General features: G+C 63.5%; 15 protein-coding genes. 4 read left to right on the top strand and 11 right to left on the bottom strand.

Annotation, left to right across the window (positions count from 1 at the left end; genetic code table 11):
• Nucleotides 1-9 precede the first annotated feature (9 nt).
• The gene (locus tag P7228_RS12195; protein ID WP_278015513.1) at nt 10-1,170 is read right to left on the bottom strand and encodes an aromatic ring-hydroxylating oxygenase subunit alpha; all 1,161 of its coding nucleotides are present in this window, start codon (nt 1,168-1,170) and stop codon (nt 10-12) included.
• Between the two features lie 72 nt (nt 1,171-1,242).
• Here P7228_RS12195 and P7228_RS12200 point away from each other — a divergent pair, with 72 nt between their 5' ends.
• On the top strand, nt 1,243-2,973 hold the full coding sequence (locus tag P7228_RS12200; protein WP_278015514.1) for an AmpG family muropeptide MFS transporter: 1,731 nt from the start codon (nt 1,243-1,245) through the stop codon (nt 2,971-2,973).
• A 1-nt stretch (nt 2,974) separates the two neighbouring features.
• On the opposite strand, the gene P7228_RS12205 is transcribed toward P7228_RS12200, so the two are convergent.
• The 8 genes from P7228_RS12205 to purB form a co-directional block, all read right to left on the bottom strand.
• Nucleotides 2,975-4,270, bottom strand: a complete 1,296-nt coding sequence (locus tag P7228_RS12205; protein WP_278015515.1) for a bifunctional folylpolyglutamate synthase/dihydrofolate synthase — start codon at nt 4,268-4,270, stop codon at nt 2,975-2,977.
• Nucleotides 4,271-4,277: 7 nt separating this feature from the next.
• Nucleotides 4,278-5,126 carry an acetyl-CoA carboxylase, carboxyltransferase subunit beta gene (gene accD, locus P7228_RS12210; RefSeq protein WP_278015516.1) on the bottom strand — a complete coding sequence of 283 codons (849 nt, stop codon included), beginning with the start codon at nt 5,124-5,126 and terminating at the stop codon, nt 4,278-4,280.
• Nucleotides 5,123-5,938, bottom strand: coding sequence for a tryptophan synthase subunit alpha (gene trpA / locus P7228_RS12215; protein WP_278015517.1), 816 nt, complete (start codon nt 5,936-5,938; stop codon nt 5,123-5,125). The genes accD and trpA overlap by 4 nt, the downstream gene beginning before the upstream one ends.
• Nucleotides 5,939-6,368: 430 nt before the next feature.
• Entirely contained in the window at nt 6,369-7,583 is a 1,215-nt protein-coding gene (trpB, locus tag P7228_RS12220) for a tryptophan synthase subunit beta (protein ID WP_278015518.1), read from the bottom strand.
• 7 nt (nt 7,584-7,590) lie between these two features.
• Nucleotides 7,591-8,223, bottom strand: a complete 633-nt coding sequence (locus P7228_RS12225) for a phosphoribosylanthranilate isomerase (protein ID WP_278015519.1) — start codon at nt 8,221-8,223, stop codon at nt 7,591-7,593.
• 8 nt (nt 8,224-8,231) lie between these two features.
• Entirely contained in the window at nt 8,232-8,906 is a 675-nt protein-coding gene (pyrF, locus tag P7228_RS12230; RefSeq protein WP_278015520.1) for an orotidine-5'-phosphate decarboxylase, read from the bottom strand.
• On the bottom strand, nt 8,903-9,286 hold the full coding sequence (locus P7228_RS12235; protein ID WP_278015521.1) for a hypothetical protein: 384 nt from the start codon (nt 9,284-9,286) through the stop codon (nt 8,903-8,905). Before P7228_RS12235 ends, pyrF begins: the two co-directional genes overlap by 4 nt.
• 86 nt (nt 9,287-9,372) lie before the next feature.
• On the bottom strand, nt 9,373-10,683 hold the full coding sequence (gene purB, locus P7228_RS12240) for an adenylosuccinate lyase (RefSeq protein WP_278015522.1): 1,311 nt from the start codon (nt 10,681-10,683) through the stop codon (nt 9,373-9,375).
• A gap of 173 nt (nt 10,684-10,856) precedes the next feature.
• Between purB and P7228_RS12245 the strand changes: the two genes are divergently transcribed.
• Complete coding sequence (locus P7228_RS12245) at nt 10,857-11,846, top strand: DoxX family membrane protein (protein WP_278015523.1); 990 nt, start codon at nt 10,857-10,859, stop codon at nt 11,844-11,846.
• Here the strand turns inward: P7228_RS12245 and P7228_RS12250 are convergent.
• Together P7228_RS12250 and radC are read right to left on the bottom strand one after the other, a co-directional pair.
• On the bottom strand, nt 11,824-12,585 hold the full coding sequence (locus P7228_RS12250) for an NRDE family protein (RefSeq protein WP_278015524.1): 762 nt from the start codon (nt 12,583-12,585) through the stop codon (nt 11,824-11,826). The genes P7228_RS12245 and P7228_RS12250 overlap by 23 nt on opposite strands.
• A gap of 3 nt (nt 12,586-12,588) precedes the next feature.
• Nucleotides 12,589-13,299: a RadC family protein gene (gene radC / locus P7228_RS12255; protein ID WP_278015525.1), complete on the bottom strand. Its 711-nt coding sequence runs from the start codon at nt 13,297-13,299 to the stop codon at nt 12,589-12,591.
• 71 nt (nt 13,300-13,370) lie between these two features.
• Here radC and P7228_RS12260 point away from each other — a divergent pair, with 71 nt between their 5' ends.
• On the top strand, nt 13,371-16,586 hold the full coding sequence (locus P7228_RS12260; RefSeq protein WP_278015526.1) for an intermembrane phospholipid transport protein YdbH family protein: 3,216 nt from the start codon (nt 13,371-13,373) through the stop codon (nt 16,584-16,586).
• Nucleotides 16,583-16,840, top strand: a complete 258-nt coding sequence (locus P7228_RS12265) for a YnbE family lipoprotein (RefSeq protein WP_278015527.1) — start codon at nt 16,583-16,585, stop codon at nt 16,838-16,840. The genes P7228_RS12260 and P7228_RS12265 overlap by 4 nt, the downstream gene beginning before the upstream one ends.
• The last annotated feature ends 5 nt before the right edge of the window (nt 16,841-16,845 follow it).

A 16,845-nucleotide genomic window follows, 5' to 3' on the forward strand; every position in this document is an offset into this window, starting at 1 on the left:
AGTAGGCCCTCAATTCACACTGCGCAACGCCTCTTCGACGATTTCGTTGAAGCGCGAGATGCCGCCTTCCAGCGTTCCGATCGTCAGCCGATCGATTGCGCCGGTCTCGAGTCCCTGTTGGCCCAGTTCGGCGGCGCGGAAATCCTCGCTGGCAAACACACCGCCGTCGAGTAGCGCCCAGCTACGCTCCCAGTGGTCGCGCGCCTTGTCGGTTGCTGGCTTCTCGGGGATCAGCATGAAATCCTCGACCAAGGTCAGATCGTGCGCCTGCGGCATCAGCACCATCACGTTTACGTAGTCCGGACTGGGCACGATTATCGTCGCAGGCAGCAGCTGATAGGCGAATGTCACCACCCGGCGCAGTTGCGCCATGTCCTGCAGGTTGACGCCCTCCATTTCTTCGAGCCGACCCACCGCAGCGCGTTGGTGCGGCCCGATCTGGTCGCCGCTGGTGATTCCGTCCTTGAAGTACGGGGCAATGGTCTTCGCATGCAAGCGGAGCACGTGATAGCTTTCGAGGAAAGCATCCATGATCAGCTTCCAATTGCCCTTCACCGTGTGAAGCTTGCGCCGGAACATGTAACTCTCGGCCATGCCGAAGGCGGTGAAATCCTCGCCCAGTGTATCGGCGTGGGCGAAATCGGCGTCGGCAACCGGCGAGAACCAGATCAGCCCGCCCGCTTCACGGCTTGGCAATTCGACGAGGCCGTAATCCGCCTTGTCCATGCCGGGGAAAGTGTCGGGCCGGGGCAGGGCGAGCAGCTCCCCATCGAGCCGATAGGTCCAGGCGTGATAGGGGCAGACGAGACGCTTGGTGCATTGCACCTCGTCTCCTTCGACCAGCCGTGTCCCGCGGTGCTGGCACACGTTGAGGAAGACATGGACCTGGCCCTCGGCATCGCGCGTAATCAGGAGCGGACGGCCGGTTGCGTCGTGCGGTACTGCCATGCCGGGTTCCGGGAGCAATGCCGAGGCGCACAGGACCTGTGGCATGCGGTCGAACAGCGCGGCTTTCTCGCGCTGGAAATGCTCCGGATCGGTATAAACCGAGGTCGGCACATAGGCGATTTCGCTGCTGCTGCGCGATTCGCCCCGCGCGATATTCTCGGCCAGAGCCAGTTGGCCGGGTGTCGGCCGCAAACTTGGTGATTTCGTATCGGCGCCGTTCATTGCAGCGTTCCTATTTCCTCACAGGCTGCGTAGTGTCGCAGAAATTCGGGAATTCGGGAAGGACGCTAGGGAATGGCCGAGGTCGCTGCTGAGAAGAGGAAATCCACCTGGCGGGCGCTCGGGTTGGCGCTGACCAACCGCAAGACCGGCTACATGCTCCTGTTCGGATTTGCCGCGGGTCTGCCCTACGCGCTGGTCCTGGGGACGCTCTATGCCTGGTTGTCCGACAGCGGCGAGATCGATCTCGAAACGATGGGCGTGTTCTCGCTCATCGGCCTGGCCTATGCCTTCAAGTTTCTCTGGTCTCCGGCGCTCGACCGCATCGACATCCCGGGATTGCGCAGGCTCGGCAAGCGCAAACAGTGGATCGTCACCGCGCAATTGCTGATCGGCGCTGCGTTGACCTCGCTCAGCTTCATCGCCCCAAGCAACGAGACTATCGGCATTTTCAGCCTGTTGGCGGGGCTTGCGGCCTTCGCCAGCGCAACGCAGGACGTGGTGATCGACGCCTGGCGTGTCGACGTCGCGGACGAGGTCGCGACGATCGACCTGCTCTCGACCGTCTACCAGATGGGCTATCGCATAGCGGCGCTGGTGGGCGGCGCCCTCGCACTGTTCCTGGCGGAGCGGACCGACTGGCCAACGGTCTATCTCTCGATGGGCGCGTTGATGCTGGTGGTTGGCTTCCTCGGACTGTGGGCCCCCGATGCGGATGCCAGCGCGCAAGCCGCGCTGTCGGACGAGGACAGGGCTGACCCCTACGGTCTGCGCAAGGCAGGCCAGATCGAACCGCGCCTGCGAGCCTATGCGCTGGGCGCGGTTGGCCTCTTGTGGGGCTGGGCCTTGCTCACCGTCGGAATTTTCATGGTTCGCTCGCTCTCCAGCAACCCGGAAGCACGGCCGGATTCGGTCGAATTCATCTCGACCATGGGCCCGCTTGTGGTGATCGCAACGGTGGTCGTTCCGTCGCTGATTGCAGCGTGGCTGGTGCGGCAGGAAAGCAAGGGCACCAATCTGCTGGCCGAGCCGGTGCCAGCGCAAAGCAGCGCCGACAGGGCGATGGATCACCTCTATCGCGCGCTTGTCCTGCCGCTGACCGACCTCATCGGGCGGCTCGGCTGGGCGATGGTGATCGTAATCGCGCTGGTGCTCACCTATCGCATTACCGACGCCATCTGGGGCAGCTTTGCCTATCCCTTCTACCTCGGCGAGTTGCAGTACACCAAGGACGAGGTCGCGGTCGCTTCCAAGTTCTTTGGGGTCGGCGCGCTGCTGATCGGCCTGGCATTGGGCGGCTATCTGCTCACAGCCATCGGCCGGATGCTGACGCTAACGCTGGGCGCTTTCTTCGCTGCCGTGACCAACCTGCTTTATGCCGATCTGGCGCGGGGCGGAGCGGTGATGCAGACGGTCGCCGACAACACCGGCTTCACCTGGCTGGTGGTGCAACTTGGCGGAGACGAGCGCCTGTCGAAGCTGATGATGGCGATCGCGGGCGAGAACATTGCCGTTGGCGTGGCGGGCGCAGCGTTCGTGGCCTATCTCTCGAGCATCGTGTCCAAGGGCTATAGCGCGGTTCAATACGCCCTGCTGTCGTCGCTCACGCTGCTGGTCGGGACCCTCGGTCGTGGCGCGCTTGGCCAGATGATCGAGGAGCAAGGCTATTTCGACGTCTTCATCCTCACGACGCTGATCGGCATGTTCGCCGTGGTGCTCTGCATTATAGAATGGATGCGGCAGGCGCGCCTCGGCAAGCGGGCTGGGATCGTGGCACCCGAAGCCGGAACCGTCCCGGCCGAATAGCTCAGTCTGGCAGCTCGTCATTGAGCCGCAGTACCTCGCCTGCGAGGTAGAGCGAACCGGCGATCAGTACGGGTACGCCGTCGTCGGGCAATGCATCGAGGGCGGCGGGAACGTCATCAGCAAATGTCGCTACCGGACAAAACGCGTCGGCCCCGAACCACTCATGGGTCGGCACCGGCACGACAGTTGTGCTGAGCGGGATCGCGCCCAGTGTCTCGACGAAACCTTGCGGGTCCTTGCCTTCGATCATGCCGATGACGAGGTGCAACTTCTGGCCTTGGAAATGGGCGGCGAGCATCGCTGCCGCGTTGGGATTATGACCGCCATCGAGCCAGACCTCGCGCGCCCCCGTCAATGGTCCCTGTTCGAGGCGGTGCAGCCGTGCAGGCCAGCTGGCCGAGCCAAGACCGCTCGCCATCGATTCTGGCGATACGCTTACCAGCTGCTGGTGGCGGAGCATGGCAACCGCCAGCGCGGCGTTTATCGGCTGGTGCGGCCCTGGCATCCCCGGCTGAGGCAGGTTGAGGGATCCGTGACGATCCGAATAGTGCAGTCCGCCCTCGTCGGCGGCTGAATGCCAGTCGAGGCCGCGCAGCGCAGGGCGCGCGCCCGCGGTCATCGCCTGATCGATCACCGCCTTGGACGGTGCCGTCGCATAGTCGAGCGTCACCAGCGGCACACCCGGTTTCGCGATCCCCGCCTTCTCGAAGGCGATGCGGGCGATCGGTTCTTGCGGCACGCCGTCCTCCGGCACCAGCAGGAAGCGCTCATGATCGATGCCGAGCGAGGCGATGCCGCAAGCGGCAAGCGCCTCCGCTTCGAGCACATTGGTCGCATCGAAGCGGCCGCCGAGCCCGACCTCGACCACGCAGGCGTCGGCAGGTGTGCGCGAGAATGCGAGGAATGCTGCGGCGACCGTGACTTCGAAGAAGCTCGGCGCGAGGTCGCTTCCGGCGTCGAGTACCTCCTCGAGCAATTCCGCCAGCGCTTCGTCAGAAATCAGCTCGCCCGCGATCCGGATCCGTTCGTTGTAGCGCACGAGATGCGGGCTGGTGGTGACGTGGACCCGATACCCCTCCGCCTCGAGCATGGCGCGCAGGAAAGCGCAGGTCGATCCCTTGCCGTTGGTCCCCGCAACATGGAACACCGGCGGCAGCGAGCGGTGCGGATTGCCGAGCCGCTCCATCAGCGCGCGCATCGTTTCCAGCCCGAGCCGCCCCTGCGGCAGGCTCAGCGCGGCCAGCCGGTCGAGCTGCGCCTGGACGCGCGGATCGTCCGAGCGTCCGAAGTCTTTCATGCGCGGGTCAGGCAGCCTTGGCGGGCTGGAGGTAGCCGAGCAGCGTGGCGAGCTGCGCCTTCAGGTCCTTGCGGTGCACCACCATGTCTACCATGCCGTGCTTGTGCAGATATTCGGCGCGCTGGAACCCCTCGGGCAGTTTCTCGCGGATCGTGTCCTGGATCACGCGCTGACCGGCAAAGCCGATCAGGCAGCCCGGTTCGGCGATATGGACGTCGCCCAGCATGGCATAGCTGGCGGTGACGCCGCCCGTGGTCGGATCGGTCAGGACGACGATATAGGGCAGGCCTGCTTCCTTCAGCCGCCGGGTCATCACCGTCGCTTTGGGCATCTGCATCAGGCTGAGAATGCCTTCCTGCATCCGCGCACCGCCGGCTGCCGTGCAGACGATATAGGCGCACTTGCGGGTCAGGGCGCGCTCTGCGCCGGCGCAGAAGGCCGTCCCGACCGCCATGCCCATCGATCCGCCCATGAAGCCGAAGTCCTGTACGCCCACGACCGCCGGATGCCCGTCGATGGTGCCCGATCCGACACTGAAGGCATCGGCATGCGGATTCTTGGCGCGCGCCTGCTTAAGGCGGTCGGTGTATTTCTTGGTGTCCTTGAACTTGAGCGGGTCTTCAGTGACCTCGGGCTGTTCAAGGACGTCGAAACCTTCGTCGAGCAGCAACGCCAGCCGTTCGTCGGCGCCGATGCGCCCGTGGTGTTCGCAGCGCGGGCAGACCGAAAGATTGTCCGCATATTCCTTCTGAAACAGCATCTCGTGACACGAGGGGCACTTGATCCAGAGGTCCTTCTCGGTGCTGCGCTTGGGCAGCCAGCCGATCGAATTGCGGACGCGGGTAAACCAGTTCATGCGCCAATACCTTTCGCGGGGGCCTTTGCCGCAGAATGCACCGCTTCGGCAAGCGCGGAGGTGAGTTCGCGCAGCTTCGCGGGCGCCTCAATGCCATGCTCGCCAACCAACTCGACCAAGGCAGAGCCGACCACGACGCCGTCGGCCACCTTGGCGATTTCGGCAGCCTGTTCCGGAGTGCGGACGCCGAACCCCACCGCGACCGGAAGCGCGGTCGATTGCTTGATGCGGCTGACATTGGCATCGATTGATTCGATCGCGGCCTGCTGCTTCCCGGTGATCCCGGCCACCGAAACGTAGTAGACAAAGCCCGAGGAGCCTTCGAGCACCTGCGGCAGTCGCCCGGCGTCGGTGGTGGGCGTGGCAAGCCGGATCATGTCGATCCCGGCTTCGCGTAGCGCGGGGCCGAGCGCGTCGTCCTCTTCGGGCGGGATATCGACGCAGATCACGCCGTCCACTCCGCAACCCTTGCATTCGCCGGCGAACCATTCGGCACCCCGACGCACCATCGGATTGGCATAACCCATCAGCACCAGCGGAACGTCGGCGTGACGGGCGCGAAACTCGTTGGCGATCATCAGGACGTCGCGCGTCGTCGTGCCCTTGCCGAGCGAGCGCAGGTTCGCTGCCTGGATTGCGGGGCCATCGGCCATCGGATCGGTGAAAGGCATGCCCAGTTCGATCACATCGGCGCCGCCCGCGACCAGCGCGTCGAGATTGGCCGCAGTGTCGCCATCGCCCGCGGTGATGAAGCAGACGAGTGCGGGGTGCGGCTTGGCGAAGGCGTTGGAGAGGCGGCTGGATTCGGTCATTTCGAGGCAAGAATTCCTACAGGATGGAACACATGGAACACAGTCCTATGGGCCCAAAACTCTTCGCCGATCTGGGCGGGGATTGCGTCATAGTTCCAATGGCTTGAGGCGGTTTTCATGCGTGTCGTATGGCATCGTTGTAGGAGTGTAGGACAGCTGGGTCACTTCAATAGTCTTGTGAAGGTTGCCAGTATCGCGAAGGCGACGGTCATCAATCCAGCCCATATCAAGATATGACTAAGCTCAGTTTGCGTTTCTGACGCAAGAGACAAACCCAATCGAACGCCTAAAAAGATTGGAAATCCGAAGACTAGCCAAAAAAGTCCACGTCGCGGCTGGTATGGCAGTTGCAAGCGAAGAAATGTAACCGTCTGAGACTCGCTGACCTTCTCCGGCCTGCGCTTTTTCCGCGAGCGATTGCGCCTGCGGGTCAAATCTCCACTCCCAGCTTCTCAGCCACGGTGAAAATGTCCTTGTCACCGCGTCCGCACAGGTTCGCGAGGATGATGCTGTCATCGGGCATTTCCTTGGCGCGCTTCGCCACCGCTGCAATGGCGTGGCTGGGCTCGAGCGCGGGGATGATGCCTTCGGTCCGGCAGAGCAGCTGGAACGCGTCGAGCGCTTCCTCGTCGGTGACGGCGGTGTATTCGACGCGGCCCATGTCCTTGAGCCACGCGTGCTCTGGCCCGATGCCGGGATAATCCAGCCCCGCGCTGATCGAGTGGCCTTCGGTGATCTGGCCGTCCTCGTCCTGCAGCAGATAGGTCTTGTTGCCGTGGAGGATGCCGGGGAAGCCGCCGAGCAGCGACGCCGCGTGCTGGTCTCCGTCGAGGCCGTACCCGGCTGCCTCGACTCCGAGCATCTTCACGTCGGGATCGTCGAGGAAGGGGTGGAACAGGCCGAGCGCGTTCGATCCGCCGCCGATCGCCGCCACCAGCAGGTCGGGCAGGCGGCCGGTGCGGCTGAGCATCTGCGCCCGCGCTTCCTTGCCGATCACGCTCTGGAAGTCGCGCACCAGCTCGGGATAGGGGTGCGGGCCTGCCGCTGTGCCGATGATGTAGAAGGTGTCGTGGACGTTGGCGACCCAGTGCCGCAGCGCTTCGTTCATGGCGTCCTTCAGCGTCGCCGCGCCCGCCTTGACCGGCACGACCTCGGCGCCGAGCAGCTTCATGCGGAAGACATTGGGTGCCTGCCGCTCGACATCGGTTGCGCCCATGAAGATGATGCAGGGCAGGCCGAAGCGGGCGCAAACGGTGGCCGTGGCAACCCCATGCTGGCCCGCGCCGGTTTCGGCGATGATCTTGGTCTTGCCCATGCGCATGGCGAGCAGGATCTGCCCGATGCAATTGTTGATCTTGTGCGCGCCGGTGTGGTTGAGCTCGTCGCGCTTGAACCAGACCTGCGCGCCGTCCAGCGCCTCGGTCAGCCGCTCGGCGAAATAGAGCGGGGAAGGGCGCCCGACGTAATGTTCGAGCAATTCGTCGAACTGCGCCTGAAACGAAGGATCGGCCTGCGCCGCGCGATATTCCTTCTCGAGATCGAGCACGAGCGGCATCAGCGTTTCGGCCACGAAGCGGCCGCCGTAATCGCCGAAATGCCCGCGTTCATCGGGCATGTTGCGGAATGAGTTGGGTTGGTCGGTCATTTGTCTCTCAAGCTGAGAGAGCCGCTTTGCAGAAGGCGCGGATCAAGTCCACATCCTTGACGCCCGGCGCGCTCTCCACGCCTGACGACGTATCGACCAGCGGGGCGCCCGTTGCGCGGATCGCGTCGGCGACGTTCGCTGGAGTGAGCCCCCCGGCGAGGCCCCAGTCGACCTGGTGGTCGTGCCCTTCGAGCAGTTCCCAGCGAAAGGTCTCGCCATTGCCGCCGGGAAGCTCCTTCGCCGGGGCATCGAACAGGAGGCGGTCGACCTTGCCGTGGAACTTCGCGCAGCGTTCGAGCGTGCCGGCATCCTTGAGGCCGAGCGCCTTCCAGCACTCGATTCCGATCTTCTCGCGGATCAGCCCGATCCATTCCGGCGTCTCGCTGCCATGAAACTGGAGGATGTCGGGCCTGACTTGCTCAATGCCCTTGCTTACCGTCGGCACGTCGGCATTGGCGGTCAGCAGCACGGTCTTGACGCGCGCGCCGGCAATGTACCGCAGTTCGGCGGCCTGCTCGAGGCTGACATGGCGCGGGCTCTTCTCGAAATGGACAAAGCCGACATGCGTCGCACCCGCTTCGATGGCGGCTTCGAGCGCTTCGGGGGTTGAAAGCCCGCAGATCTTGATTTGAACCGTCATTGTCGGACCTACAGCGTCGCCTCGATCGCGCGCGCGGCGGCTTCGGGATCTTCGGCGCGGCTGATCGGTCGGCCGATGACGAGCACGCTGGCGCCGTCATCGCGCGCCTGCCGCGGGGTAACGACGCGCTTCTGGTCCCCTGTTGCCTTGCCGCCGGGGCGCAGGCCGGGAACGACGAAGAACCCGTCCTTCCACTGCTTGTGAACCGCCTTCACCTCCTGGCCCGAGCAGACGATGCCGTCGAGCCCGGCATCATGCGCCAGTTCGGCGAGCCGCATGACCTGGTCGTGCGCACTGCCGTTGACGCCGGTGCGAGCAAGGTCGCGCTCGTCGAGGCTGGTGAGCATGGTTACTGCCACGACCTTGGTATTTTCCGCAGCCGCAGCCTTGGCATCTTCCATCATCGCGCGACCGCCGGCTGCGTGGATCGTCACGATCGCCGGTTCGAGGACGTGGATCGCCTGCATAGCACCGGCTACGGTGTTGGGAATGTCGTGCAGCTTCAGATCGAGGAAGATCGGCAGGCCGACATGCGCGATTTCGTGGACGCCGTGGTGGCCATGCGCGCAGAAGAATTCGAGGCCCAGCTTGACCCCGCCGATATGCGATTTGACCTTTTGGAGCAGCGCCTTGCCCGCGTCGATCTGCGGGACGTCCAGCGCCAGAAAGATTGGGTTGCTCATGCGTCCTTCGAAGGTGTCAGCGGTTCATCGCTGGTAGGGGTTTCGTTCGCCTCCGTAGCGGCAGGGGCCGGTGCGGGGGCAGGGTCAGGGGTGGTCTCCGCAGTCGCGGTGGGCGTGGGTGCGTGACGCGCGAGAGCCGAGGATTTCACTGCATTCTCAAGCGACTGGATCCGCCGGCCCTGCTGCCACTTGACCCCGCGATGGACTAGCCACATCGGGATGAGGCCGAGCAGGAAAGCCACGATCACCAGCGCCGGCACCTTGGTTTCGAGTACGAGATCGCTCCACAACGTCACTTCGACCGGTTTCCAGTTCAGCGCCGAAAACGCCAGCAGGACGACCAGGATCAGGATCCAGACGATTGTGCGAACGACCTTCATGCTTTCTTCCCCCGCGCTCTGCTGCGACTGATCGCGAAACTAAGGCATTTGGCGCGCGAGTCTAGGCACTTGGCCGGAACCCGGTCCTACCCGAAGACCCGATCGAAGATCGTGTCGACATGTTTGAAGTGATAGGCGAGGTCGAATTTCTCTTCGAGTTCCTCGTTCGAAAGCGCTGCGGTGACTTCTTCATCCTGCTTGAGCAGGTCGAGCAGCGATAGCCTGCCATCCGATTCCCACACCTTCATCGCGTTGCGCTGGACCAGGCGATAGGCGTTGTCGCGCGTGATCCCCGCTTGGGTCAGCGCCAGCAGGACGCGCTGCGAATGGACGAGGCCGCCCATCCGGTCGAGATTCGCCTGCATCCGTTCGGGATAGACCAGCAGTTTGTCGACAACGCCGGTGAGGCGGGCGAGGGCGAAATCGAGGGTAATGGTGGCATCGGGGCCGATGAAGCGCTCGACCGAGGAGTGCGAGATGTCGCGCTCATGCCACAAGGCCACGTTCTCGAGCGCCGGGATGGCATAGCTGCGGATCATGCGCGCCTGGCCGGTGAGGTTTTCGGTCAGAATCGGGTTGCGCTTGTGCGGCATGGCCGACGAACCCTTCTGCCCGGGCGAGAAGTACTCCTCCGCCTCGAGCACTTCGGTCCGCTGCAGGTGGCGCACTTCAACCGCCAGTCGCTCGATCGAGCCCGCAATTACCGCCAGAGTGGCAAAGAACATCGCATGCCGGTCGCGCGGGATCACCTGGGTCGAAACCGGCTCAATGCTCAGGCCGAGCTGTTCGGCGACATAGGCTTCGACCGAGGGATCGATATTGGCGAAGGTTCCGACCGCGCCCGAGATGGCGCAGGTGGCGATTTCCTCGCGCGCGGCGACAAGACGCGTCTTGCAGCGATCGAACTCGGCATAGGCCTGCGCCAGCTTGAGCCCGAAGGTGACCGGTTCGGCATGAATGCCGTGGCTGCGCCCGATGGTGGGCGTATATTTGTGCTCCTCGGCCCGGCGCCTGATCGCTGCCAGCAGGTCGTCAAGATCGGCGAGCAGGATATCGGCCGCGCGGCTGAGCTGCACCGCCAGCGTCGTGTCGAGCACGTCGCTCGAGGTCATGCCCTGGTGCATGAAGCGTGCTTCCGGGCCGACTTCGTCTGCCACCCAGTCGAGGAATGCGATCACGTCGTGCTTGAGCACGGCTTCCTTGGCATCGATAGCAGCGACGTCGATTTCGGGATTGGTAGCCCACCAGTCCCACAGAGCCTTGGCCCCGCTCTCGGGCACCACGCCCAGATCGGCGAGCTTCTGAGTCGCATGCGCTTCGATCTCGAACCAGATGCGATAGCGCGATTCCGGCTCCCATATCGCTGTCATGGCGGGGCGGGCATAGCGGGGGACCATCAAGAACTCCGATGAGATAGGAAAACCGTGACGCGCCGCTATGCTCTGGGCGGGCGAATGGCAAGGGGCGATGGTCGCTGGAAGTCCGATACGCCCCTGCAAACTGTAGACGTGGCCGTAGAGTTCCGGGCACCGATGTGACGCAACCATGGGATGGGCGAAGGTCAAACAGGATGAGTGACGCGGAGACAACGCAAGACCAGCAGGTCCCACCTGCCGAACGAACGCTCCTGCGCAGGCTGGTGAGAATCTACACCGGCAGTGCCGTTGTATTCTGGCCGTTCACTGATCTCGCCATGCGTTTCTTCGTCGCGCTACCCTATCTTCGGTCGGGCCTGATCAAGGCGAACGACTGGGACAAGGCGGTCTTTCTCGCGACAGAGGAATATCCGGTCAGCTGGATGGCACCGCAGGTTGCGGCTGCAACTGGTCTTGGAATCGAGTTGCTGGCGCCGCTGTTATTGCTCTTGGGTTTCCTGACCCGTCCGGCGGCCTTTGCCCTGGCAACGCTTACCATCGTCTCACAAGCCGTCTATATCCCTACGACCACAAACCTAATGCTCATCGCCATCCTGATCTGGTATGTGTTTTTCGGACCAGCTGCCATCTCGGTCGACCACTGGTGGGCGCGGAATGATCGCTTCGAGAGCGACTGGTTTGTGAGAAATGCGCTGCGGCTGGGAGCATGGAGTCGCAAGCATATCGCGCCCTATTTGCTTCTCGCGATGCGATGGTGGCTAGGCATTTCGCTGTTGGCGCTCGCTGACGTGTTTGAGCCATCTATCGGGTTCGCGACGTGGCTCCCCATTACCAGCTTCACAGGCCTGCCCAACTGGATCGCGATCTTGTTCGCGGCATTGCTGTTCACTGGAACGGCGGCCAGCCCAGTTTCCTATATTCTCACATTCTTGATTGCCGCCTTCATGTTCGCCGACGTCCATCCTGATGTGACTTTCTATCCAGTATTGCTGCTTGGCCTCTACGATGCGCGAGGAGCCGGGCCGTTTTCGCTCGACAATGCAGTCGAGAGGTGGATCGAGCGGAAGTTCCCCGCCACGGCAAGCAGCACAATCGATCCTGACGACTGGCTTGGTGTGCTCAAGCAATGGAAGGTGGCTTCTTGGCAGCGCTATCTGGACTTCAGGGCCAAGCGCCAATTCTAGGCCAGCCAAAACCGATCTCGGTTTCACCGGTTGGCCGCCCCGAAGCGTCAAATCGGCGCTCTACGATCCGCCCGATGCCTTCGCGATCGACGGTGACGACAGTTGAGCAGCGCGTGCCGTAGAGCGAGTGACGGATAAAGGGCGGCGTTTCGCTGGGTTCGATGGCGACGTCCGATGGCGTGATTGGTTGGGTTCCGAAAGCGTCGAGGCTGTCATCCGCGAGTACGTCGAACAGCGGCGCGAAGCCGGAATCTTCTTCGCCGAGCCAATCGAGCATAGCGCCCTTCGACTGCAACGTCTTCGCCCATGGTTCGTCCAGCCGCCCGTTCGAGAGCCCGTAGATTCCGTGCGGCAGATTAGCGGCGGTGTCCTCTGGCCGGTTGGTGAGGAATCGCGCCTGTGACCCCGAGATCTCGATGATGTTGAACGGGTTGTACTGCTGCAGGTCGTCCCCGTCGTGCTTTCCGGCGAGCAATCCCGTCACCAGTTCCCCGCGCGATCGCCGCGACGGATCGGGCGCGCCATAGCCGCGCAAGTTGGTCACCAGCACGAACCGTCCTGCCTCTGTCACCCCGAGCCAGGTCCCGCCCGATTGCAGGTCGCGCCCGGCGATGACGCCTTCTGGGTCGTCCCAGCGGGCGAGCGGGGCGGCGGGGCGCTGATGGAATTCGTCGCGATTGCCGATCGCGACCAGTTGCCAATCCGGATGGGCATTCCAGGCGACGGCGGCGACGCACACGGCCTAGATCAGACCCTTCGAACGCAAGCTGACATGACCCCCGCGTCCGATGATCACGTGGTCGTGGACCGTCACGCCGAGCAGGCGCCCGGCCTCCGCGATGCGTTGGGTAATCTGGATGTCGGCACGGCTGGGCTCGGGATTGCCGCTGGGATGGTTGTGAACCAGGATCAAAGCGCTCGCGCCGACATCCATCGCGCGGCGAATCACCTCGCGCGGGTGGATCGCGGCTTCATCGATTGAACCGTCGCCGACGTGATGATCGTCGATCAGCCGGTTGCGCGTATCGAGGTAGAGCACGCGGACGCGCTCGACGGTCAGGTGGGCCATGTCGATGCTGAGGTAGTCGAGCAGTGCCTGCCAGCTTCCCAACACCGGCTGCTCCCGCACTTCGGCGCGGGCCATGCGGCGGGCGGCCAGCGCCACGCTCTTGAGCGCGGCTGCGGATGTCTCGCCCACGCCCTTGACCTGTTGCAGCGCGCCGGGATCGGCATTGAGCACGCCCGCCAGCGAGCCGAACCGTGCCAGCAGTGCCTTGGCCACCGGCTTCGTGTCACCCTGGCGTATCCCTGCAAACAACAGATATTCGAGGACTTCGTAGTCCGCGAGCGCCTCCGCCCCGCCACGCAACAGACGCTCGCGCAAACGCGCACGGTGCCCGGTCCCGCCATGGTCCGCTGCGGATTTGCCAAATTTTTCTTCAGCTTGCGGCAACCTTTCCCCCGTCACGTTGTTGCATTGCTTGCATTGCCTTTCGCTGGCTAGACGCGCAAGAGTGGGACGTAATGGCGGACGCCGAAGAGCCAATTTTAGAACCCGAGTCTTCGCGTCGCCTCTGGCCGAGGCGCAAACGTTGGCGCACGCTGATCGTATTTTGCGCCCTTATTTTCGGCGGTATCCTGCTCGGCTGGCTGTCGCGCGAGCGCATCGCGACCAACATCATCGAAGATCAATTGCAGCAGATGGGGCTGCCGGCGACCTATGATGTCGGCGAGATCAGGCCGGACCACCAGGTGCTCGAAAATGTCGTGATCGGCGATCCCGACCAGCCGGACCTCACCATCGAGCGCGTCAAGGTGCATCTGCGCTATCGGTTCGGCACCCCGGCCATCGGCAGGGTCGAACTGGTGCGGCCGCGCCTGTTCGGCAGCTATCGCAAGGGCAAGCTGAGCTTCGGATCGCTCGACCCGGTGATCTTCGCGGAGAGCGATGAGCCGCCGGGACTGCCCGACCTCGATCTGCTGCTGGTCGACGGACGCGCTCTGATCGAAACAGATTATGGCCCGATCGGCATCAAGGCTGAGGGCGAAGGCGAACTCGACGATGGTTTCCGCGGCATTATTGCGGCGGTTGCGCCCAATCCTGCAGGGGGTGGGTGCCGCGCGGAACGCGCAAGCCTTTATTCTCGGGTGGTCGTGGGCGGAGGCAAGCCGAAGCTGGAGGGCCCATTGCGGCTCCGCTCGCTCATCTGCGAGCAGGGGCCGCGGGTTGCCGGGCTCGATACCCAGGTCGAGGCGGTGATCGACAAGGATCTGGCGGGACTAACCGCGACTGTCGGCGTCGATGGCAAGCGGCTGGGATATGCTGACTACACCGCCCGCGCGCTGGGCGGGTCGGTGGTGATCGACTGGCGCAAGGGGTTGCTCAACGCCAAGTACGATCTTGCCGCGCGGTCATTCGATAGCCCGCAAGTGGGGCTCGATCGGCTCGCGCTCGAAGGGAACTTGCGCGCCCGCAACGACTTCGACCGCGCCGAACTGGAGGCCAAGCTTGCCGGTGAGAGCCTGGCATTGGGCCCGGCGTTCAACGAAACCCTGGCTGGGTTGAGAGAAAGCGGGAAGGACACCCTGCTCGCGCCCCTGCTGGGCCGCATGCAGACAGGATTGGCTAACGAGCTGCCCGGAGGCGAGATCTTCGGCGAGCTGTCCCTGCGCAAGTCCGGCAAGAGGTACAGCGGTGCGGTGCCCAATTTCCGCATCGAAGGCGCTAGTGGCGTCACCCTGTTCGCGCTGTCGCAGGCGCAGTTCAGCACGCAGGGCGAGGGCGCGCCGCGGCTTACCGGGAACATCTTTACCGGCGGGGCCAATATTCCGAATATCAGGGGCCGGATGGAGCGCGGCTCGAACGGCGCGCTGGCTATGCGTTTGAGGATGGAAGAGTTCGGCGCCAGGGATAGCGCGCTTGCGATCCCCGAACTGGTCATCTCCCAGTCCCCCAATGGTGCGCTTGGATTTGCCGGAGAGGTGCGGGCCACTGGCCCTATTCCGGGCGGGGCCGTGCGCTCGCTGACCCTGCCGGTAAGCGGCAACTGGTCGGCCGCCGGTGGGCTGTCTATGTGGCGCAAGTGTACTGACATTCGCTTCGACCAGCTGAGGCTGGCCGATCTTTCGCTTGCGAGGCACGGACTCAGGCTCTGTCCCTCGAGCGGAAACCCCATCGTCAAATACGATCGGGGCGGGCTGAAGGTGGCCGCAGGTATTCCGGCGCTCGACCTCAGTGGGTTGCTGGCGGACACCCCCCTCAGGCTGCGGAGCGGGGCGATTGGCTTCGCCTGGCCCGGGGCCATGTCGGCCAAGAACGTGGATATCGCCCTGGGTCCGGCGCCGACGGCCAGCCGGTTCACGATCAGCGAGCTTGATGCAACCTTCGGCGACGAGATCGGTGGTCGCTTCAACGACGCCGACGTCTCGCTCGACGCAGTTCCGCTCGACCTGCGGAACGTCCAGGGCAACTGGCGCTATGCCGGCGGGGTGCTGGCGATCAACGATGCCAACTTCCGTCTCATCGACCGCGAGGCCGAGGCACGGTTCAAGCCGCTCGAGGCACGCGACGGCTCGCTGACCCTGCAGGACAACATCATCGACGCGCAGGCGGAGTTGCGCCATCCCGGCAGCGACAGGATCGTTACCGCAGTGACGATTCGTCACAACCTCGGCACGAGCTCAGGCTTTGCCGATCTCGATGTCGCGGGGCTGAAGTTCGACGAGGCTCTCCAGCCAGAGGATCTGACCGAACTGGCCAAGGGCGTGATCGCTCTGGCCGACGGTACGGTGACGGGTACCGGCCGGATCGACTGGAACGAGCGCGAAATAACAAGCTCGGGAGCCTTTTCCAGCGATGGCATCGACTTTGCGGCTGCCTTCGGGCCGGTGAAGGGCGCGAGCGGGACGATTGTATTCGACGATCTGCTCAACCTCACGACCGCGCCGGGGCAGACGCTCAAGATCGCCTCGGTCAACCCCGGGATCGAGGTCTTCGACGGAGAGATTTCGTTCGATTATCGCGACGGGCAGTTCCTGTCGGTGCGCCAGGGCACCTGGCCCTTCATGGGCGGAACGCTGACCCTCCGCCCGGTCGATCTCAACCTCGGCATCAGTGAGCAGCGCAGCTATGTCTTCGTGATCGAAGGGCTCGATGCAGGTGTTTTCGTCGCCAAGATGGAACTCGGCAACATCAGTGCTTCCGGCACTTTCGATGGTGAAGTGCCGATCACCTTCGACATCGACGGCAATGGCAAGATCGATGGCGGACAGCTGGTCTCACGTCCTCCTGGAGGAAATCTCTCTTACGTCGGCGAACTGACCTACGAGGACATGGGGACGATGGCGAATTTCGCCTTCCAGTCGCTCCGCTCGCTCGATTACCAGGTCATGACCGTGAACATGAACGGCAATCTCGCCGGCGAAATCATCACCGAAGTCCGGTTCGAGGGCGTCAGCCAGGGCGAGGGCACCAAGAAGAACTTCTTCACCAGGCAGATTGCCGGGTTGCCGCTGGAGTTCCGCGTGAATATCCGCGCCGCCTTTGCGCAATTGCTGACAAACCTGCGCTCGCTCTACGATCCCGCCTTCGTAAAGGATCCACGCGAACTTGGCCTCCTGACCGACGATGGCCGGCGGCTGCAGCGCCAGGTTTCTCCTCCGCCCGAGGCAATCAAGCCCGAAGACCTCATTCCCGATGAATCACCCGTTCAGAACCAGGAAAGCGAGAGCATGCCATGACACATGCCGAATTGACCCAGGCTCGCAGTGCTGCGACACACCCCTCGATGCAGGGGAATAGTTCATTGCGAAGCATGTGTCGGCCGGTTGGGCTGTTGTTGCTCGGCGCGGTTGCGTTGTCCGGATGCGTCTCTGTCGAGGCACCGGACAAGCCAATCGTGATCGAACTCAACATCAACATCCGGCAGGAAGTGATCTACCGGCTCGCGGAGGACGCGGGCAACACGATTGAAGAGAACGCAGATATTTTCTGATGGAA

Origin of the sequence: Altererythrobacter sp. CAU 1644 (assembly GCF_029623755.1) — a bacterium.
In the GTDB taxonomy this organism is placed as follows: Bacteria; Pseudomonadota; Alphaproteobacteria; order Sphingomonadales; family Sphingomonadaceae; genus Erythrobacter; species Erythrobacter arenosus.

Excerpts from the sequence above, each read along its gene's own strand:
- P7228_RS12205 (WP_278015515.1), bottom strand. The coding sequence starts at position 4,270 with ATGAAAGACTTCGGACGCTCGGACGATCCGCGCGTCCAGGCGCAGCTC.
- P7228_RS12265 (WP_278015527.1), top strand. The coding sequence starts at position 16,583 with ATGACACATGCCGAATTGACCCAGGCTCGCAGTGCTGCGACACACCCC.
- trpA (WP_278015517.1), bottom strand. The coding sequence starts at position 5,938 with ATGACCGAATCCAGCCGCCTCTCCAACGCCTTCGCCAAGCCGCACCCC.
- P7228_RS12195 (WP_278015513.1), bottom strand. The coding sequence starts at position 1,170 with ATGAACGGCGCCGATACGAAATCACCAAGTTTGCGGCCGACACCCGGC.
- pyrF (WP_278015520.1), bottom strand. The coding sequence starts at position 8,906 with ATGAGCAACCCAATCTTTCTGGCGCTGGACGTCCCGCAGATCGACGCG.
- P7228_RS12200 (WP_278015514.1), top strand. The coding sequence starts at position 1,243 with ATGGCCGAGGTCGCTGCTGAGAAGAGGAAATCCACCTGGCGGGCGCTC.
- P7228_RS12260 (WP_278015526.1), top strand. The coding sequence starts at position 13,371 with ATGGCGGACGCCGAAGAGCCAATTTTAGAACCCGAGTCTTCGCGTCGC.
- P7228_RS12245 (WP_278015523.1), top strand. The coding sequence starts at position 10,857 with ATGAGTGACGCGGAGACAACGCAAGACCAGCAGGTCCCACCTGCCGAA.
- P7228_RS12235 (WP_278015521.1), bottom strand. The coding sequence starts at position 9,286 with ATGAAGGTCGTTCGCACAATCGTCTGGATCCTGATCCTGGTCGTCCTG.
- P7228_RS12225 (WP_278015519.1), bottom strand. The coding sequence starts at position 8,223 with ATGACGGTTCAAATCAAGATCTGCGGGCTTTCAACCCCCGAAGCGCTC.
- trpB (WP_278015518.1), bottom strand. The coding sequence starts at position 7,583 with ATGACCGACCAACCCAACTCATTCCGCAACATGCCCGATGAACGCGGG.
- purB (WP_278015522.1), bottom strand. The coding sequence starts at position 10,683 with ATGGTCCCCCGCTATGCCCGCCCCGCCATGACAGCGATATGGGAGCCG.
- accD (WP_278015516.1), bottom strand. The coding sequence starts at position 5,126 with ATGAACTGGTTTACCCGCGTCCGCAATTCGATCGGCTGGCTGCCCAAG.